Origin of the sequence: Alteromonas sp. Cnat3-28 (genome assembly GCF_022348265.1) — a bacterium.
GTDB classification, from domain to species: Bacteria; Pseudomonadota; Gammaproteobacteria; order Enterobacterales; family Alteromonadaceae; genus Alteromonas; species Alteromonas macleodii.
Genome location: NZ_JAKREY010000012.1, coordinates 125,873 through 143,418, shown reverse-complemented (window position 1 = coordinate 143,418; position 17,546 = coordinate 125,873). Strand labels below are relative to the sequence as shown.

Below are 17,546 nucleotides of genomic sequence, written 5' to 3'. Positions count from 1 at the left end.
ATTGGGTATCGGCAAAATTTCCTCATACTAAAGGTGAGAAACATAGCCACTTTTCCAACTTATTGCTCAACTATACCTTCCGCACTGTAAAAACTCATCGGACAAGTGTACGCTGAAACTTCATCTATACTGCGCGCGTCAATTGTATCTAGGAGTTGTTTTGATCGCTTTATTCCGCATTCCGGCACTTTTTATCGCCTTTTTACTCATTAACATCGTTCTGCTGATTGTTTGTATCGCACGACCTTTTCACAAAGATAACGTGCATATTGCGGGTAGTATGTATTCACTTATGGCTAAGGTCGTAGGTCTCAAAATTATTATAAAGAAAGATCCTGCGGTTAAAATAAACGAGCCCTACGTTTACATCGCCAATCATCAAAACAGTTTCGACGTTATCACTATCTGTAAAGCTGCACTGCCTGGCGTGGTAACCATTGGCAAAAAGAGCTTAAAGTGGATCCCTATTTTCGGCCAAATCTATTGGTTGTCAGGCAATATCATGATTGATAGAAAGAATTCCGGTAAAGCCCGTAATACACTCGATATTGCTGCAAAACGCATTGCGAAAAAGAAAACGTCGGTATGGCTATTCCCAGAAGGTACACGAAGCTATGGCAGAGGCATATTACCTTTCAAACAAGGTGCGTTTCGCCTAGCTAAGACCACCAACGAACCGGTTGTCATGGTAACCGCCAGCAATTTGCACAATAAAGTAAAATGGAACCGTTGGAATAACGGCATTGTGCTTATTGATATAGCTGCCCCTCAGGCTTTGAGCGAAGACAAGACAATTAAAGAGTGGATGGTGCATTTTAACGATGAAATGAAACAAAAGTTTGATGCGCTTAATACACAGGTCGATGAACTGGAAAAAAGAAGGTAAACTTGCGTCAAAATTGCTAACGAGTGTTTATTATGACCCAGTTCGATGAAAGAGAAGAGTGGTACGAGTTTAACCAAGAAACTATTGATGCCCTTCTAGAAGACGGCAGCCAAGCCGATGCCGACTATACCATTGAGCACCACTTCGCCAGCACTGACTTCGACGTGCTAGAAAAGGCAGCTGTTGATGCGTTTAAAGCTGGTTTTGAAGTCACCGACGCAGAAGAGCTTATTCTTGATGATGGCGAAACCATTTTCTGCTTCGACGCGGTTGCAGAGCGAAAGCTAGATATTGAAAAGCTTAATGCGGACTCTGACACCTTGCTTAAAATTGCCGACAAGCATGATGTAACCTACGACGGTTGGGGTACTTACTTCGAGCCGCGTGAAGAAGGTGAATACGAAGAAGAAGATCACTACTTCGACGACTGATCTCTAAGGCACCCTCACCGTTTAAACTGAGAAGGCGTTAAGTTACCCTTCAGCTTTTGTTCATCTTTTTCCGTCAACAATGACACTGTCATTATCGATTGGAAAAGGATGGACAGATGAAAAAGCTACTTTTCTCACTTACTACATATTCTGCTATTGCAACAATACAGCTTGCGCTTATGTCACCTGTGCATGCCAGTACCGAAAATAGCGCACAAAACAAAATCGTTACCTCTAATGAATACCGTTACGACAAACCATTTGTTGCCGCTGAATCGCTGCTGCCTAAAACCTCTGATGCATTGACAAGCGAAGAAACAATCTCTCAATCTGTTGATGACGTTGAGACTGATCAACAGTCCCTTCCCAAGGCGGGTAAGCATCAACAGCATTTAGCCGTGAGTAAGTTCTCTAGCGATATCGTGGTCAGCAGTATTAATGAGTTTTGGATTTATGAAAGCTGGGTAACGCTTGAGCAAGACATTGATTACGATGGTTATCACTCTACGTTTTCGATTGAGTTTGACGCCGACACCATTTTCACTCGCGCGCCAGTATACGCGGTTCTGTATTTGGGCAAAAACGACGTGTACGAGTCTATTCACGTGTCGTCTGAATTTTACATCTACTCAGAAGACTCAACAGATACCTTTACCATTGAAAGCACATTAGTTTCTGGCTATCCGCCCGGTGAGTACGACATTCTATTAGAGCTTTATGATGCAGATACCGAAATGCTTGTGGCGTATACCGATGCCTATGATGACAGTGCACTCGCCTATCTTCCCCTTGAAAGTGAAAATAATGAATATGTGGTTGAAGATACGGTAGTCATAGTAGAAGAGCATGGCGGAGCATGGTCTTTACTCCCACTGTGTCTATTAGGTGGCATTGTACTTGTTAGACGAAGTGTTAGACGCCAACACAGCTAACTATCTTGGAAAGTTAATCAGCTAAAAGCTGCATGCACCTGCAGCTTTTGGCTATTTTTTATACTAAAGTCTATTATATAATATAAACCTTCTTTTCCAATTAACGTTGATTCGCCAATGTACCAAGGAAAACAGTACATACTGACGCTTTCAATTGGTGTAGTGCAATGAGCATCGACAATGTTAACTTGTTCAATCTATTAGAAAATACGCAAATTGGCGTAGTCATTCACAATGCTACTGGCGTTGTAGAGTATGCCAATCCCGCTGCGTTAACGCTGCTTCGATTGAGTATAGATAAACTTAAAGAGAAAAGCTTAGACGTGGACTCCTGGGAGTTCATTGACAAGCAAAACAGAAAAGTACCTTACCACGAACTTCCCATTGCCCAGGTGCTTGCTACTAGCACCGCTATAAATAACCGAATATTGGGAACGATAAATAAAGATACCGATAAAATAACGTGGTTTAATGTCAACGCATATCCCGAAAAGTACAAGGTCAATGGCAGTTCACCGTCTTTTGTAGTGGTTTATTTCACTGATATCACAGCAAAGATTAGTGATTTCTCTTACAAAGATATTGTTCAACATTCACAAGATATGATTTTGGTAACGGAAGCTCAGAATATCGATGCCCCGCTTTCTCCTAAAATCATCTATGCAAATGAAGCATTGTGTAAACATACTGAATATAGTCTTGAGGAGTTATTGGGTGAGACACCTCGCATTTTTCAAGGTGCCCTAACCGACAAAGCCTCTACGCTGCGTATTCGGCAGTCACTTATTGATCAACGCCCATGTACCGAAACACTGTTAAATTATACGAAGTCTGGCACACCTTTCTGGGTTCAAATGAACATATTCCCGCTTACCAATGAATTTGGTGAAGTAACCCATTTTGCAGCTGTTCAGCGTAACGTTAGCGAAATGAAGTTCCAATCTGAACAGCTAGATAAGCGCAATGCAGAACTTAAGAAAATAAAGCAGAACTTAGAAAGCCTGGTTAACCATCGAACCAGCGAGCTTCGTTCAGCCAATCATAAATTAGAGAAACTGGCATATTATGACGCGCTCACGAACATTCCAAATAGACGGGCATTTCTAGACGCATTTGCAAAGTCGTTAAACTTCGCACAACGCAATGGACATGCAATGTTGATTGGCATCGCCGATGTTGATCACTTTAAGGCTATTAATGATAGTTACGGCCACGGATTTGGCGATGACGTATTAACCATCGTTGCTCAGACAATGCAGCAATTTTTTCGTCAAGAAGATGCCATTGGGCGCATAGGTGGCGAAGAGTTTGCGTTCTGTATGGTACTAACAAGTCCAGTCTCCCCTCGCCAACTATTAGACAGATTTCGCGAGAAAGTCAGCATTCTCCATGAAACCCATCCTCCGTTGAAAGGAAGACAAGTTACCCTTAGTTTGGGGGCGGTATATGTAAGCGACTTAAAAGAGGCAAGCATAAAGCAACTACTTTGCGATGCAGATGAAGCCCTTTATAGAGCCAAAAATAAAGGTCGCAATACCATAGAGTGCGAATGTTATGACGATATCGATAACGAAGGGTTAGAACCCTGTGAAGATGGTAGAGCTGGCACAGAGTCTCATTCTAAACCTCATCATGTTACGTAAAAGCTAATATTGATTCGTGGTAACGCTACATGAGCATATTGTTCACTACGGCTCACCTTTAATAACCTAAATCGTTAGCTTATCAGCTCAGCATCGATTTGGCTGTCCAGCCACGTTGCTCAGTTTTCTCCCCCGTCAGGCGGCTCAATACCTTCAACCTCTACTACCACTTTTTCTACCAGCTTCACTCTTCCCTGCTTCACTAGCGCTTGTCTTAATACATACTCTATTTGCGCATTTACACTTCGCAAGTCATCGGCAGCCCATCGCTCCATGGCGGCAAGTACATTTTCATTTATCCTAAGTGGATACGCTTTTTTCTTTGCCAAAATCACAAACCTTATGTGCCGCAGTGCATCGCTGCGGCACTACAATTTCAAACTTAAATTAAAAAACGAGCTAGTAGATTGTACCTGTATTAATAACCGGTTGCGTCGACTTATCACCACACAGCACAACTAATAAATTACTGATCATCGTCGCCTTACGCTCTTCATCAAGCTCTACTACACCCTTTTCATTTAATCGCTGAAGTGCCATTTCTACGGTTCCCACAGCACCATCTACAATTTGCTTACGGGCAGCCACAATAGCTGATGCTTGTTGACGCTGAAGCATGGCGCTTGCGATTTCTTGCGCGTAGGCAAGGTGGCTGATACGAGACTCCAAAATTGTGATCCCAGCTTTCGCAAGGCGAGCTTGGATCTCTTCTTGTAAACGCGCTGATATCTCTATTGGGTGGCTACGAAGTGCGACTTCCGCTTGCTCGTCGTCACGTGGATCGTAAGGAAAGCTACTTGCCATATTGCGGATTGCGGACTCGCTTTGAATTCGCACAAAACTTTCATAATCGTCCACGTCAAACATTGCTTCAGCAGTATCGCTCACTTTCCACACGACAATAGAGGCGATTTCAATGGGGTTTCCTTGATTGTCGTTAACTTTAATTCTGGCACTTTCAAAGTTTCTTATGCGCAGAGAAATATTAGCTCTACGGAACAAAGGAATTGTCCAGCGTAATCCAACATCAGAGACAGTACCTACATAGCTGCCGAAAAACGTCATGACCTTAGCTTGGTTGGGTTGCACCATGAAATAGCCCAACCACAAACTTCCCACTAAAACGCTTAGAATTACACCAGCTTCGGGGTTACCCGACACTGCATAGAAAAACGTAGCAACCTGTGCGACTAGCAAAACACAGATCATCAAATAACCGTTTACCGAAAACCCTTTCTTTTCTTTCATATCACTCACCTTTGATATCATTTTGATATATTTATAATGCAAAATTTAACTACTCGCTAATTTTGATGTGTTACCAAATATGTCAAAGCAACATTTTATTTTTAACTATGGGGTAACATTTTTTGGTAACTCTATGAAATAGATGCCAGAATAATGGAGGGTCATCGTTTACTATGGACGTACGTTAATGCCTTCAAACTCAGATAAAAACGTCGCTTCTTCTTTCCAGCGCCGTACCTTGTTAAAGGGCGGTCTCGCCTTTGGTCTTACTGCGGGCATTACCCCTTTTTCAATCGGAAAAGAAAAACCGACGCTGCGCGCATTAGGCACCCATGTCACGCTTCAAGAAGCCATTCGCCAGCGCGCCATGGAAGACTTAGGCATTAATATTGAGTTTGAGCCAGGTGGCAGTGCAACCGTTCTTCAAAAGGCGTCGATGAACCCCACGTCATTCGACCTTTATGAGCAGTGGTCTAATAGCATTAATGTATTGTGGCGCGCTCACGCTATTCAGCCCATAGAGAAGAAACGCCTTCAGTATTGGGAAGAAATAAACGATTTAAGCAAGACCGGAAAACTTACCGAGAACGCGCGAATGGGCGCTGGCGACGCACCGCATAAAATTATTAATGTACAGGACGACGGCACTCTGGGCGCCAACCATACTGACACAATTAGTTTTTTACCTTATGTGCACAATGTTGACTCTTTTGGCTACGACACATCAAAGTTACCCAACGAACTGCAAGGGCAAGAAGAAAGCTGGGGCTGGCTTTTAGACAGTCGCTATTCAGGAAAAGTGGGCATAGTTAACGACCCCACTATCGGACTTTTCGATTTAGCACTTGCCGCACAAGCTAAAGGGTTCATTCAATTCCAAGATATCGGTGCCATGACCGAGTATGAACTTGATGATTTGTTTAGCTTACTTATAGAGTTGACTCAGTTAAACCATTTCAATGGATTCTGGACCTCGGTCCCTGAGTCTGTTGAGTTCATGAAAAGTGGACGGGTTGCAATCGAAAGCATGTTCTCGCCTGCGGTCTCTGCGCTGAACGGTCAAGATATTCCGGTTACGTTTGCAGCACCGAAAGAAGGCTACCGCGGATGGCACGGTGTAATGTGCATGTCCTCTGCCACACAAGGTAGAATAAAGGACGTGGCTTATGAGTATATGAACTGGTGGCTGTCGGGGTGGCCTGGCGCATTTATTGCCAGACAAGGCTACTATATTTCCAACCCTAAACGTTCAGCTCAATATCTTTCTGACGCCGAATGGAATTACTGGTACAAAGGGCAAGTAGCATCAGAGCCGCTAAAAGGGCCCGACGGAAATATTAGTGTTAGACAAGGCGCCCAGCGCACTGGTGGGAGTTATGAAGAGCGTTTTAGTAATGTTGCCGTATGGAATACCGTTATGCCAACCTACGAATACAGTTTGCAGAAGTGGTACGAATTCATCACTGCATAATGTTGCGTTAAGTAAAAAACCATAACGTTAATGGAATAAGGCTTTTTTAGTTCACATGTTATCGTCAATTCGAATTCAGCTTATCACCGTGCTACTCGCTCTTATAGCGCTTATATTGGCACAGGGGTTTATTGCTAGAGAAAACCAAGAAGTCCTAAACAAAGGCGTGGCATCAGCGTCAAAGGCAGTAGTTGATGTTGCACTTGTTAAGGAACTTGAACGGGATGTGGTGGACTTACAGCGCAACGTGCTCATATTCAAAGAGAATGCGAGTAAATCAGCCATTACTCGCTTCAGTCGACTCATGGTGACTATTAACACCAAACTCGACAAGTTAGCCCTGGTAGACGAAGACAAGGAAATACAGGAAGACAACCATATCCTTTCAAGAATGAAGGAGCACCTTAACGCCTATCAGGAGAATTTTACTCAAGTTGTCGATGCGCGTTCTGAAAGGGATAACCTCATAGCAAGAGGCACCCTATCTGATATTACGTTACTGGAAAAGATACTGAGTGACGCTAAAACAAACGGAGATATCTCTGCTGCCTCTGAAGAACAGGCAAAGACGCTTCTTATTCGGGCAGAAAATGCGATGTTGAAATATCTGATGAAACCCGACATGGGTTTTATTCGAGCATTCAACGAAGCCGCAGATTCACTACGAAAATTAACGCTAACGAAAAATACATCCCTTCAGGAAAGAGTGGAGCGATTGTCGGAAAAAATTAAAGCCGATTTCGTTAAGCTAACCCAGATAACCCAAGGTAATTTATTCTTGGTTAACGTAGTCATGGCGGGGTCTGCCAATGAATTTCTCTATTTAAGCGGTGAGCTGGCCAAAAAAGTAACCACAGACTCTGAAATTGCGACTCAACGCACCTACACACTGGCTGAAAGTACGCAGCGTAACGGAGAGTTATTTTCTCTTGTTGCCATTCTACTCGCCCTCTCAGCCGCGCTGTTTGCCATGTTTCGCATATTGGGCCCTATCCGCTCTATCACTCAAGTTTTCAACAAACTTGCCCAAGGCGTACAAATTTCCAATATTCCTGGCAGCAGCCGAAAAGATGAGATTGGCAAGCTAGCAAAAGCGGCGCTTGTTTTTAGTGATAAAAACCGAGAGACAGAAAAACTGCTAGATGAAGCAAGAACCATGAACTCTCAGCTTGAAAGCTTAAATAAAGCGATTACTGAGGCGAAAATAAAAGCGGAGCAAGCAACCGCGTCAAAGAGTATGTTTTTAGCCAATATGAGTCATGAAATCCGCACGCCGATGAATGGCATTATCGGGCTAATAGAACTGGCGCAACAGCAAGAGCTGTCCACTACTGTTAAAGGGTATCTCGACAAGGCAGCGTATTCTGGGCAAATATTACTGAGCGTAATTAACGATATTCTCGACTTCTCAAAAATTGAAGCGGGTAAATTGAAGATTGAGGAAGTGAGCTTTTCTTTGCATTCACTGTTCGACAACCTCATTGCAGTTATTGCACTACGCGCAAAAGAAAAGAACTTATCGGTGCACTTTACGGTAAACCCAAAGATACCTCCGCAAGTAATTGGCGACCCACTGCGTATTGCCCAAATAATTATGAATATAGGCAACAATGCTGTGAAGTTCACCGAGCAAGGGCGTATAGATATTGAGTTTGACGGCAACTTGAACGAAAAAGGGAACGTGTTAAACCTTACCATGCGAATCACCGATTCAGGCATAGGTATGAGTGCAGCCCAGCTAGATAGAATATTTAAGCCTTTCACTCAAGCAGACGGTTCAACCAATAGAAAATACGGCGGTACCGGCCTTGGCCTTGCGATTGTAAGCCAGCTTACTGAACTTATGAACGGCCGCCTTGATGCCACTTCTACTATGGGAAAAGGCAGTACGTTTGAAGTTGAACTGCCGCTGAAAGCATTTAAAAACCAACCCGGCGTGCTTGAACAAACACCTCAGCTACCTGTTGATAGCCTTTATGTTACTGAAGCAGCATTGCTGCCTACGGCTTATTGCAACCAGATACAGCTGCCAACTAAATCAATGCAATCAATAGAAGATGCCAAAAACATCGCCGCTTTACCTGAACATATCATTGTAGATATCCATGAGTTTAGTGAATTCAGACAGAATATTGCTTGGTTAAACGCCTTATTAGAAAAAGGGAAGTCTGTAGGCCTAGTGATGGAAAGTGCAGGCAGCGCGCTACAAGCTAAATATGACACGCTATGGAAAGGCCCACTTATCATGCATCCATTCACACCTGCGCAATTTGAGCGTTTTGTTCATCAGGTGATATCTAAAGATGCAAGTTATGACGGACATCATTTTAGTGAAGAAGCGGAAGCAACGTCGCTAGAAGGCCACGTTCTATTAGTGGAAGACAATAATATAAATCAACTCGTCACCGGAGAAATGCTTACCAATCTTGGGCTTACTTTCGATATTGCAGAAGACGGCAAGCAAGCCGTGCAAAAAGTAGGAAATGCCCCGCAGTACGACCTAATATTGATGGATGTACAAATGCCGGTGATGGACGGTTATGAAGCAACCAAACAACTCCGCGAAAAAGGCTTTACTGGCGTACCTATTATCGGCCTTTCGGCCAATGCAATGAAGGAAGATAAACAAAGCGCGATAGACGCGGGTATGAACGACTATCTCACCAAGCCAATAAAGCAAAAATCATTGATAGGCATGTTAAAACAGTACTTAGGCAAACAGCTCTAAACGCGAACGTAAAGATAAGTTCTTATACCAATTCGCATAAATAATTGCCCGCTCAGTAGGCGCTGGCAAGCTTCATAGCGAAGTGTGAGAATGCAGGAACGGCTTTCGAACAAACCCGCTATGTTTAGGGCCGGTTTAATCGCGAATAAAAAAGGGCCACCTTTCGGTAACCCTTCTAATTTGTATCGATACCCCCCGTTCTAGGGGCTGCACTTAAAGCGCTTTAATGGTCTCGAACTGCTCTTTAAGTTTGGCTAGGGCTTTTTCACCCTCTTCCAACTTAGCGCGTTCTTTTTCAATTACCGCTTCAGGCGCATTGCTTACGAACTTCTCGTTACCCAATTTGCCACGAGTACGAGATACGTCTTTCTCGATTTTTTCCATGGCTTTAGTAATACGAGCAAGCTCGGCGTCTTTGTCGATAAGCCCTGCCATCGGGATAAGAATTTCCATCTCGCCCACTAGCGCTGTTGCACTGGCTGGTGCTTCTTCACCGTCTTTCAAAATAGTTACGGTTTCAAGCTTAGAAAGCTTATCAAGGAATGCCTTAGCCGCATCAAGACGACGCGCGTCTTCGTCGCTTACGTTTTTAAGTAGCGCATTAAGCGGTTTGTTTGGTGAGATATCCATTTCACCACGGATATTACGTATACCCACGATAAACTTCTTCACCCACTCGATATCGGCAAGCACTTTGTCGTCTTGTTTCGCTGCATCAACTTCAGGGAATGCCTGAACCATAATGCTTGCGCCCTCTTCCACTTTAAGTGCACTTAGTGGCACAACGCGCTGCCAAATAGTGTCGGTGATAAATGGCATAAGCGGGTGCAACAAGCGAAGCAAGCTTTCAAGCACGTTAATAAGCGTATGACGGGTACCACGCTTTTCAGCTTCAGTGCTGGCGTCATTGTTAAGCACAGGTTTAGTAAGTTCTAGATACCAGTCACAGAACTGGTTCCAAGTGAACTCGTAAACGGTTTGTGCTGCAATATCGAAACGGTAGTCTTCAAGCGCTTTTTCAAACTCAACCAGCGTTTGTTGGAACTTAGCCCAAATCCAGCGATCGGCCATGCTAAGCACCATTTCGCCACCGTCACGACCTGTATCGTGCTCTTCTGTGTTCATCAATACGAAACGCGATGCATTCCAAATTTTGTTACAGAAGTTGCGGTAGCCTTCAACACGGGCCATATCAAAGTTGATATCGCGGCTGGTTGACGCCATAGCGGCAAAAGTAAAGCGCAATGCGTCTGTACCGTAGGCCTGAATACCATCAGGGAACTGTTTACGGGTACGCTTGGCAATCTTTTCAGCAAGCTGAGGCTGCATCATGCCCGCGGTGCGTTTAGTGACTAGCGACTCAATATCAATACCGTCAATCAAATCGATGGGGTCAAGCACGTTGCCCTTCGACTTTGACATTTTATCGCCATTCTCATCGCGGATAAGACCAGTAATGTAGATGTCTTTAAACGGAATTTTGCCCGTGAACTTCTTGGTCATCATGATCATTCTGGCAACCCAGAAGAAGATGATGTCAAAGCCGGTTACTAGCACTGAAGACGGTACAAAGGTTTCTAGATCTGGCGTTTCTTCTGGCCAGCCCATGGTCGCAAACGGCCATAGTGCACTTGAGAACCAGGTATCTAGTACATCGTCGTCTTGTGAAAGGGTTACGTCACTGCCAAGGCCGTGTTTTTCACGCACTTCTTCTTCGGTGCGCCCAACAAAAACGTTGCCGTTTTCATCGTACCACGCTGGAATGCGGTGTCCCCACCACAGCTGACGTGAAATACACCAGTCTTGAATGTTGTGCATCCACTGGTAGTAAGTCTTGTTCCAGTTCTCTGGCACAAAACGGATTTCGCCGCTTTCAACCGCTTCAATTGCAGGCTTAGCAAGAGACTCAACCGCTACATACCACTGGTCGGTTAGGTATGGTTCAATTACCGCACCCGTTCTGTCGCCGCGCGGCACTTTAAGCTTGTGCGGCTCAATCTTAACCAATGCGCCTTGTTCGTCTAAATCAGCAACAATTTGCTTACGGGCGTCGAAGCGATCTAAACCGCGATACGCTTCTGGCGCTTCGTCGTTAATTTTCGCATCGTCGGTAAGAATGTTGATCATAGGCAAGTTATGACGCTTACCCATATCGTAGTCGTTGAAGTCGTGAGCAGGCGTGATTTTAACGCAGCCTGTACCAAATTCTTGATCGACATAGTCATCGGCGATAACCGGAATTAAACGGCCAGTAATCGGTAGCTTAATCTCTTTGCCGATAAAGCCTTGGTAACGCTCGTCGTCTGGGTGTACCGCAACGGCAGTGTCACCAAGCATGGTTTCTGGGCGCGTTGTCGCAACTACTAGTTCACCGCTACCATCTGCAAGTGGGTAGCGCATGTGCCACATGTGGCCGTCTTCTTCTTCGTTAAGTACTTCAAGATCAGATACTGCAGTGTGAAGCACTGGATCCCAGTTAACCAAACGCTTACCGCGGTAAATAAGGCCTTCTTCGTGTAGCTTAACGAATACTTCAGTTACGGCTTTAGACAGGTCTTCGTCCATGGTGAACACTTCACGAGACCAGTCAGGAGACGTACCTAGACGGCGCATTTGACCGGTGATCGTTCCGCCGCTGTGCTCTTTCCATTCCCACACTTTCTTGATGAAGTCTTCGCGACCTAAATCGTGGCGCGTCTTGCCTTCAGCGTTAAGTTGGCGTTCTACCACCATCTGGGTAGCAATACCGGCGTGGTCAGTACCCACTTGCCATAGCGTATTGTCGCCCTTCATGCGGTGATAACGGGTTAAGGCGTCCATAATGGTTTGTTGGAAACCATGGCCCATGTGAAGGCTACCGGTAACGTTTGGTGGCGGAAGCAAAATACAATAAGGGTCGCCGCTACCTGAAGCTTTAAATAAACCCGCCTCTTCCCATGACTTGTAGCATTGCTGCTCGATGGACTGCGGTTCGAAGGTTTTATCCATTACACACTCTCAAATTGAAGCTAAACGCGAATGACTTATGCAGATTTGAACTGCATGTTGCATCCAGCTTGCTGATAGTTTTTGTATCTTACCCGCGCGGCCTGTTTGGCGTTCTCGTCCACGGGTACAAAATCGATGATTTGACGATGCTGGTTGGGTGTAGGCACCATACCGGACCCCACATTAACCACCATTTGTCGTCTGGCTACCTGCTCTGGCCGCCAACAAATTTCCACCGGCGTTCCCGATTGCGGCCCTTCACCATAAAGGTTATGGGGCACAAAGCGGTCAGCCGGCAGCTGCCACAACAATTCATCAACTTCTTCAGCCTGCGCCTGTGTATCGCACAGCACGCTAATCTTTTGCTTATTGGCAAACGCTGATGCAATAACTTCGCTGGCGCGGCCTGCCACACCATTGTCACTGCTGGTAAGTTGATAAAATATCACTTGTGGCATGAATGATTAGTCCTCTAACTTGATATCAGCGCGGTTCATTAGGAACTGAGACAGCATAGGCACTGGACGGCCTGTTGCGCCTTTGTTCTTACCACTGCGCCATGCCGTACCGGCAATATCAAGGTGAGCCCAGTTGTACTTCTTAGTGAAGCGCGACAAGAAACAACCCGCAGTAATTGACCCTGCTGGGCGACCACCAAGGTTCGTCATGTCGGCAAACGGGCTTTCAAGCTGCTCTTGGTAATCGTCCCATAGCGGTAGACGCCATGCGCGATCTGAGCTTTGCTCTGACGCATTAAGTAGTTCGTGAGCAAGCGGATTGTGCGTACTCATCACAGCTGTTGCATGGTGACCAAGTGCGATAATCGCTGCGCCAGTTAGCGTGGCTACGTCAATTACTAGCTCTGGGTCGAAGCGCTCTACATAGGTTAGCGCGTCGCATAATACTAAACGGCCTTCGGCATCAGTGTTTAGCACTTCAACGGTTTGACCCGACATAGTCGTTAGAATGTCACCCGGACGGTACGCTTTGCCATCTGGCATGTTTTCACAGCCTGCCAATACACCAATAACGTTAATGGGCAGATTCAGCGCCGCGATAGTGTGCATGGTACCCAGTACGCCTGCAGCACCACCCATGTCGTACTTCATTTCATCCATGGCTTCGCCTGGCTTAATTGAAATGCCGCCTGAATCGAACGTAAGGCCTTTACCTACAAGTACAATTGGGGCTTGATCAGCTGGGCCACCGCGATGATGCATAATGCTCATCATACTTTCATTGTCTGAACCACGGCCAACAGCCAAATACGCTTGCATACCAAGCTCGGCCATTTGGGTTTCATCAACGACTTCTGCGGTTACGCTGTCGTATTGGCTGGCAAGCTCTTGCGCCTGCTGCCACAGGTACGCTGGGTTACAGATGTTTGGCGGCATGTTAGCCACGTCTTTGGTCACTTTCGCACCGCGAGCAACCGCTAAACCATGCTCAACTGCACGTTCACCAACGGTAAGTTCACGGCGTGTAGGTACGTTAAATACAATTTTACGCAGTGGGCGACGTGGCTCACCTTTCTTGGTTTTAAGCTGCATAAAGGTGTAAAGCGTGTCTTCAGTTGCTTCTACTGCCTGACGTACTTTCCAGTAGGTATCGCGACCTTTAACGTGAAGTTCGGTAAGGAAGCATACCGCTTCCATCGAGCCTGTTTCATTCAATGTTTGAATGGTTTTGGCGATTATGTTTTTGTACTGGCGCTCGTCTAATTCGCGCTCTTTACCACAACCGACTAGAAGCACGCGCTCGCTTAGTACATTTGGCACGTTGTGTAACAACAACATTTGACCGGCTTTACCTTCAAGGTCGCCGCGGCGTAACAAGTTGCTGATATAACCTTCACTGATTTCGTCTAGCTGTTCAGCCACTGCCGTTAGGCGGCGCGGCTCGAAGACACCCACAACAATACATGCGCTGCGTTGTTTTTCAGGACTGCCACTTTTTACACTAAACTCCACGATATCACCTCGCTTTTCGTCGTTTATGGTTTGCACGATGACTAAAATCACGTAACGTTTCGCGCTGCTTTATGTTTTAATACGCAGCATAACTTTTTAGTTCGCTGCAATTCACGCTTAAAGACCTATTGAATATAGGTTAAATTTGCGTCAAAACACCATGCAAACGGTTTATGATTGCAGGCAAAACTTGTAAAAACGGTAAGTTTAAACAAAATTGTGCTTTCTTTCACTAAAATTCCTAATTTTCCGGAAGGGCTGAGATGCTGATATTCCGCTATTTACTTAAGGAAACGCTGAAATCTCAGTTAGCGATTTTCTTTATCCTAATGGCAATTTTTGTCACTTTGCGATTTGTGCGCGTTTTGGGCGACGCCTCGGACGGTGATATTCCCGCTGGGCTAGTGCTTGGCTTCCTAGGTTTATATGCCCCTATCCTCTCCTCATTGGTGCTGCCTATCAGCGCCTATTTGGGCATTATGCTGGCACACGGCAGGCTGTATGTAGACAGTGAAATGACCGTAATGCGAGCCTGTGGTATCAGTGAATGGTATGTAACGCGGGTAATGCTCTTCTTGTCTGTACTTATCATGATAGTCACAGGCGCAATTACCCTTTATTTCGCGCCACTGGCTGCAGAGAACGAATATCAGCTGCGAGAAAAAGCCAGAAATGAGGCGGGAATATCGGCGCTAATGCCAGGTAGATTCCAGCAAACCGGTAACGAAAAAGCGGTTATTTTTGTTCACGATGTAGACAATAACGATAAGCTACAACGTGTGTTTTTATCGCAAAATCAAACAGACGATAGCGAAGGCGACGTGCGCGTTGTGTATGCGCAAACTGGAGAAGTGGCTAATAACCCTGACGGCACGCGAAACCTTGTATTGAAAGAAGGGGTACAGTACGAAGGAAAGCAATCTGAAAAGGCTTTCCGCAAAGTAGAATTTGACGAATACCAAATTCAGATTGCCGATAAGCCTGCTGACGAAACTCGTCGTAAGGTAAGTGTACTGCCTACTAACGAACTGTGGGAAGACGACAGTATTGAAGCCAGAGCAGAGCTTCAGTGGCGTATTGCCATACCGCTTTCCATTCCATTTTTAGTACTGATTGCTGTGCCGCTAAGCGCAGTCGACCCGCGTCAGGGCCGCTTTGGTAAAATGTTCCCTGCCATCCTGCTTTACTTGGGATACTTCTTGCTGCTACTGGCAAGTAGACGAGTGTTAGAAGACGGCAAAATGCCACCTCAGCTTGGCTTATGGTGGGTGCACACCATCATGCTGATAATTGGTGTCATGTTAATTGTGCGAGACAGAAAAACCGGCACTGAGCTTCGCGCTTGGATATTGGGGAAAAAGTAGATGTTTAAGATCCTCGATTTATATATCGCCCGTACGCTGTTAGGTACTATTACTGTTACGCTTAGCGTACTTATTGGCCTAAGTGCACTCATTAAATTTGTAGAACAGCTACGTAAAATTGGCGAAGGCGACTATGACATGCTGGTCGCTTTTATCTACGTATTGCTAAGCTTGCCTCGCGACCTAGAGCAGTTCTTTCCTATGGCAACATTGCTAGGCGGCCTTATTGGTATGGGCGTACTGGCTAGCAATAGCGAATTGGTAGTGATGCAGGCCGCAGGTATGAGCCGCTGGAACATCATAAACTCAGCCATGAAGTCGACCCTTGTAATGATCTTATTAGTGATGGCCGTTGGCGAGTGGGTAACCCCGTACAGTGAAACCAAAGCAAAACAGATAAGAACTGAAGCCATTTCAGGCGGTAGTTTATTTTCTTCCGATAAGCTGGTGTGGGCAAAGGATGGCGACCGATTTGTAAGCATAGGTCAGGTGTTAAGCCAAGACTCTCTCAAAGATGTGAGCATATTTAGCTTTAACCCTGACTTGTCGCTAGAGAGTATTACTCACGCTAAAAATGGGGCCTTCGACGGCGACGGTTGGTGGCTAAGCGACGTTGAAGTAACCAAGTTTACTGAAACGAATGTTACGGTAGATGAAAATAACCGCATGCGTTGGAATTCAACACTGACACCAGACAAATTAGGCATTGTTGCGGTTAAGCCAGAGGCTTTATCTATTACTGGGCTGCTGGATTACGTGAACTACCTAGAAAATAACGATCAAGACCCTTCTCGTTATCAACTCGCCTTGTGGCGCAAGGTATTCCAACCTATTTCGGTAGGCGTAATGCTGTTGATGGCATTGTCGTTCATCTTTGGCCCGCTGCGTAGCGTTACAATGGGCGCTCGCGTGATCATGGGCGTACTGACAGGCTTCGGTTTCTTTATTCTTAATGAAGTATTTGGCCCAGTGAGTTTAGTCTATCAGCTGCCACCATTCCTTGGCGCCTTACTGCCTAGCTTACTGTTTGCGGCCATTGCAGGGGTAATGTTGAGGCGTTGATCAAGCTATCAGCATTCATCTAATTCAATAGTCAAAACTAATAAAAAAAGAGGCCATACAGCCTCTTTTTTTGTGATTTTTTAGCGCCTTACAAGGCATCTTTACCAGCTCTTGTGGTCGTTCGCTTCTTTAGTCAACTTCAACACTTCGGTTTTTGCCAGTCGGTCTTGCAATGATTGTTTATTTTTAAAATCAAACAAAACAAGTAAGGTGCCTAAACCACCTAACGATGCTATTAGGCGAATGAACAAGCGTGGCCAGGTCATTGGTTCTTCAACCGTGCTATAAATTCGTAAACGCCATGCACGCATGCCTAGGGTTTGCCCGCCCCTGCGCCAGAACCACAAGAAAAACCCAGCTATCCACAAGCCCACCCACGTTTGAATAAGCAGCTTATAACCAAAAGAGGCCTGAATCAGATCGGCAGGTTCAGCATAGCCTTGTAGGTCAAGCGCGCCATTTTTCAGCATTACCACCAGCGTTACGATCATGACCATGGCCGCACACATCCCTACAGCAGTAGCCACGAGTGTATCGTAAATCATTGCCAACAAGCGTCGCACAAACCCCGCTCGCTCAAGTGATGAACTGTCTGATTCTGAGTTGGGCGTGTTTTTATCATCCTTCATTTTTAGAGGGTTTGATGATGGGGACTTCTTCTTGGCTTTTCTGTCGTGTCTCGCCACGGGCTTCTCTTCACTTCATTAACAACAGCGTTTATTTTGACACAAGCACCAGATAGCTTAAACAACATAAGCCTTAGTTAACGGCATTTAATAATGCAATAGGCAAAGAAAAATGATTTCCACCTTTTTGCATCCAT

At 45.3% G+C, this 17,546-nt stretch carries 14 protein-coding genes; 8 read left to right on the top strand and 6 right to left on the bottom strand.

What is annotated here, in order from left to right; all coding sequences use genetic code 11:
- Positions 1–160 precede the first annotated feature (160 nt).
- From MHM87_RS13665 to MHM87_RS13650, 4 genes are all read left to right on the top strand, one after another.
- A complete protein-coding gene (locus tag MHM87_RS13665) occupies positions 161–886 on the top strand; it encodes a 1-acylglycerol-3-phosphate O-acyltransferase (protein ID WP_239259606.1) in 726 nt (241 codons plus the stop codon).
- Positions 887–918: 32 nt separating this feature from the next.
- The gene (gene rraB, locus MHM87_RS13660; protein ID WP_014950594.1) at positions 919–1,317 is read left to right on the top strand and encodes a ribonuclease E inhibitor RraB; all 399 of its coding nucleotides are present in this window, start codon (positions 919–921) and stop codon (positions 1,315–1,317) included.
- A 116-nt stretch (positions 1,318–1,433) separates the two neighbouring features.
- Positions 1,434–2,249 carry a choice-of-anchor H family protein gene (locus MHM87_RS13655; RefSeq protein ID WP_239259604.1) on the top strand — a complete coding sequence of 272 codons (816 nt, stop codon included), beginning with the start codon at positions 1,434–1,436 and terminating at the stop codon, positions 2,247–2,249.
- A gap of 167 nt (positions 2,250–2,416) precedes the next feature.
- A complete protein-coding gene (locus MHM87_RS13650; RefSeq protein WP_239259602.1) occupies positions 2,417–3,892 on the top strand; it encodes a sensor domain-containing diguanylate cyclase in 1,476 nt (491 codons plus the stop codon).
- Positions 3,893–4,011: 119 nt separating this feature from the next.
- Here MHM87_RS13650 and MHM87_RS13645 read toward each other — a convergent pair whose 3' ends face one another.
- Both MHM87_RS13645 and MHM87_RS13640 read right to left on the bottom strand, forming a co-directional pair.
- Positions 4,012–4,221, bottom strand: coding sequence for a hypothetical protein (locus MHM87_RS13645; protein WP_014950597.1), 210 nt, complete (start codon positions 4,219–4,221; stop codon positions 4,012–4,014).
- Positions 4,222–4,291: 70 nt separating this feature from the next.
- A complete protein-coding gene (locus MHM87_RS13640; RefSeq protein WP_014950598.1) occupies positions 4,292–5,140 on the bottom strand; it encodes an SPFH domain-containing protein in 849 nt (282 codons plus the stop codon).
- Between the two features lie 187 nt (positions 5,141–5,327).
- On the opposite strand from MHM87_RS13640, the gene MHM87_RS13635 reads away from it, so the two are divergent.
- Both MHM87_RS13635 and MHM87_RS13630 read left to right on the top strand, forming a co-directional pair.
- Positions 5,328–6,611, top strand: a complete 1,284-nt coding sequence (locus MHM87_RS13635; RefSeq protein ID WP_239259600.1) for an extracellular solute-binding protein — start codon at positions 5,328–5,330, stop codon at positions 6,609–6,611.
- Between the two features lie 55 nt (positions 6,612–6,666).
- The gene (locus tag MHM87_RS13630) at positions 6,667–9,339 is read left to right on the top strand and encodes an ATP-binding protein (protein WP_239259598.1); all 2,673 of its coding nucleotides are present in this window, start codon (positions 6,667–6,669) and stop codon (positions 9,337–9,339) included.
- Between the two features lie 213 nt (positions 9,340–9,552).
- On the opposite strand, the gene MHM87_RS13625 is transcribed toward MHM87_RS13630, so the two are convergent.
- Genes MHM87_RS13625 through pepA form a run of 3 tightly spaced genes read right to left on the bottom strand, consistent with a single transcriptional unit; the run spans position 9,553 to position 14,297 of the window.
- Complete coding sequence (locus MHM87_RS13625; RefSeq protein ID WP_239259596.1) at positions 9,553–12,327, bottom strand: valine--tRNA ligase; 2,775 nt, start codon at positions 12,325–12,327, stop codon at positions 9,553–9,555.
- Positions 12,328–12,362: 35 nt separating this feature from the next.
- Positions 12,363–12,785 (bottom strand): DNA polymerase III subunit chi, encoded by a 423-nt coding sequence (locus MHM87_RS13620; RefSeq protein WP_039226120.1) that lies wholly within the window; start codon positions 12,783–12,785, stop codon positions 12,363–12,365.
- A gap of 6 nt (positions 12,786–12,791) precedes the next feature.
- The gene (gene pepA / locus MHM87_RS13615; RefSeq protein ID WP_014950602.1) at positions 12,792–14,297 is read right to left on the bottom strand and encodes a leucyl aminopeptidase; all 1,506 of its coding nucleotides are present in this window, start codon (positions 14,295–14,297) and stop codon (positions 12,792–12,794) included.
- Positions 14,298–14,560: 263 nt separating this feature from the next.
- On the opposite strand from pepA, the gene lptF reads away from it, so the two are divergent.
- On the top strand, positions 14,561–15,661 hold the full coding sequence (lptF, locus tag MHM87_RS13610) for an LPS export ABC transporter permease LptF (RefSeq protein ID WP_014950603.1): 1,101 nt from the start codon (positions 14,561–14,563) through the stop codon (positions 15,659–15,661).
- A complete protein-coding gene (gene lptG / locus MHM87_RS13605; RefSeq protein ID WP_014977294.1) occupies positions 15,662–16,723 on the top strand; it encodes an LPS export ABC transporter permease LptG in 1,062 nt (353 codons plus the stop codon).
- 101 nt (positions 16,724–16,824) lie between these two features.
- Here lptG and MHM87_RS13600 read toward each other — a convergent pair whose 3' ends face one another.
- Positions 16,825–17,409 carry an RDD family protein gene (locus MHM87_RS13600; RefSeq protein WP_239259594.1) on the bottom strand — a complete coding sequence of 195 codons (585 nt, stop codon included), beginning with the start codon at positions 17,407–17,409 and terminating at the stop codon, positions 16,825–16,827.
- Between the last annotated feature and the right edge of the window lie 137 nt (positions 17,410–17,546).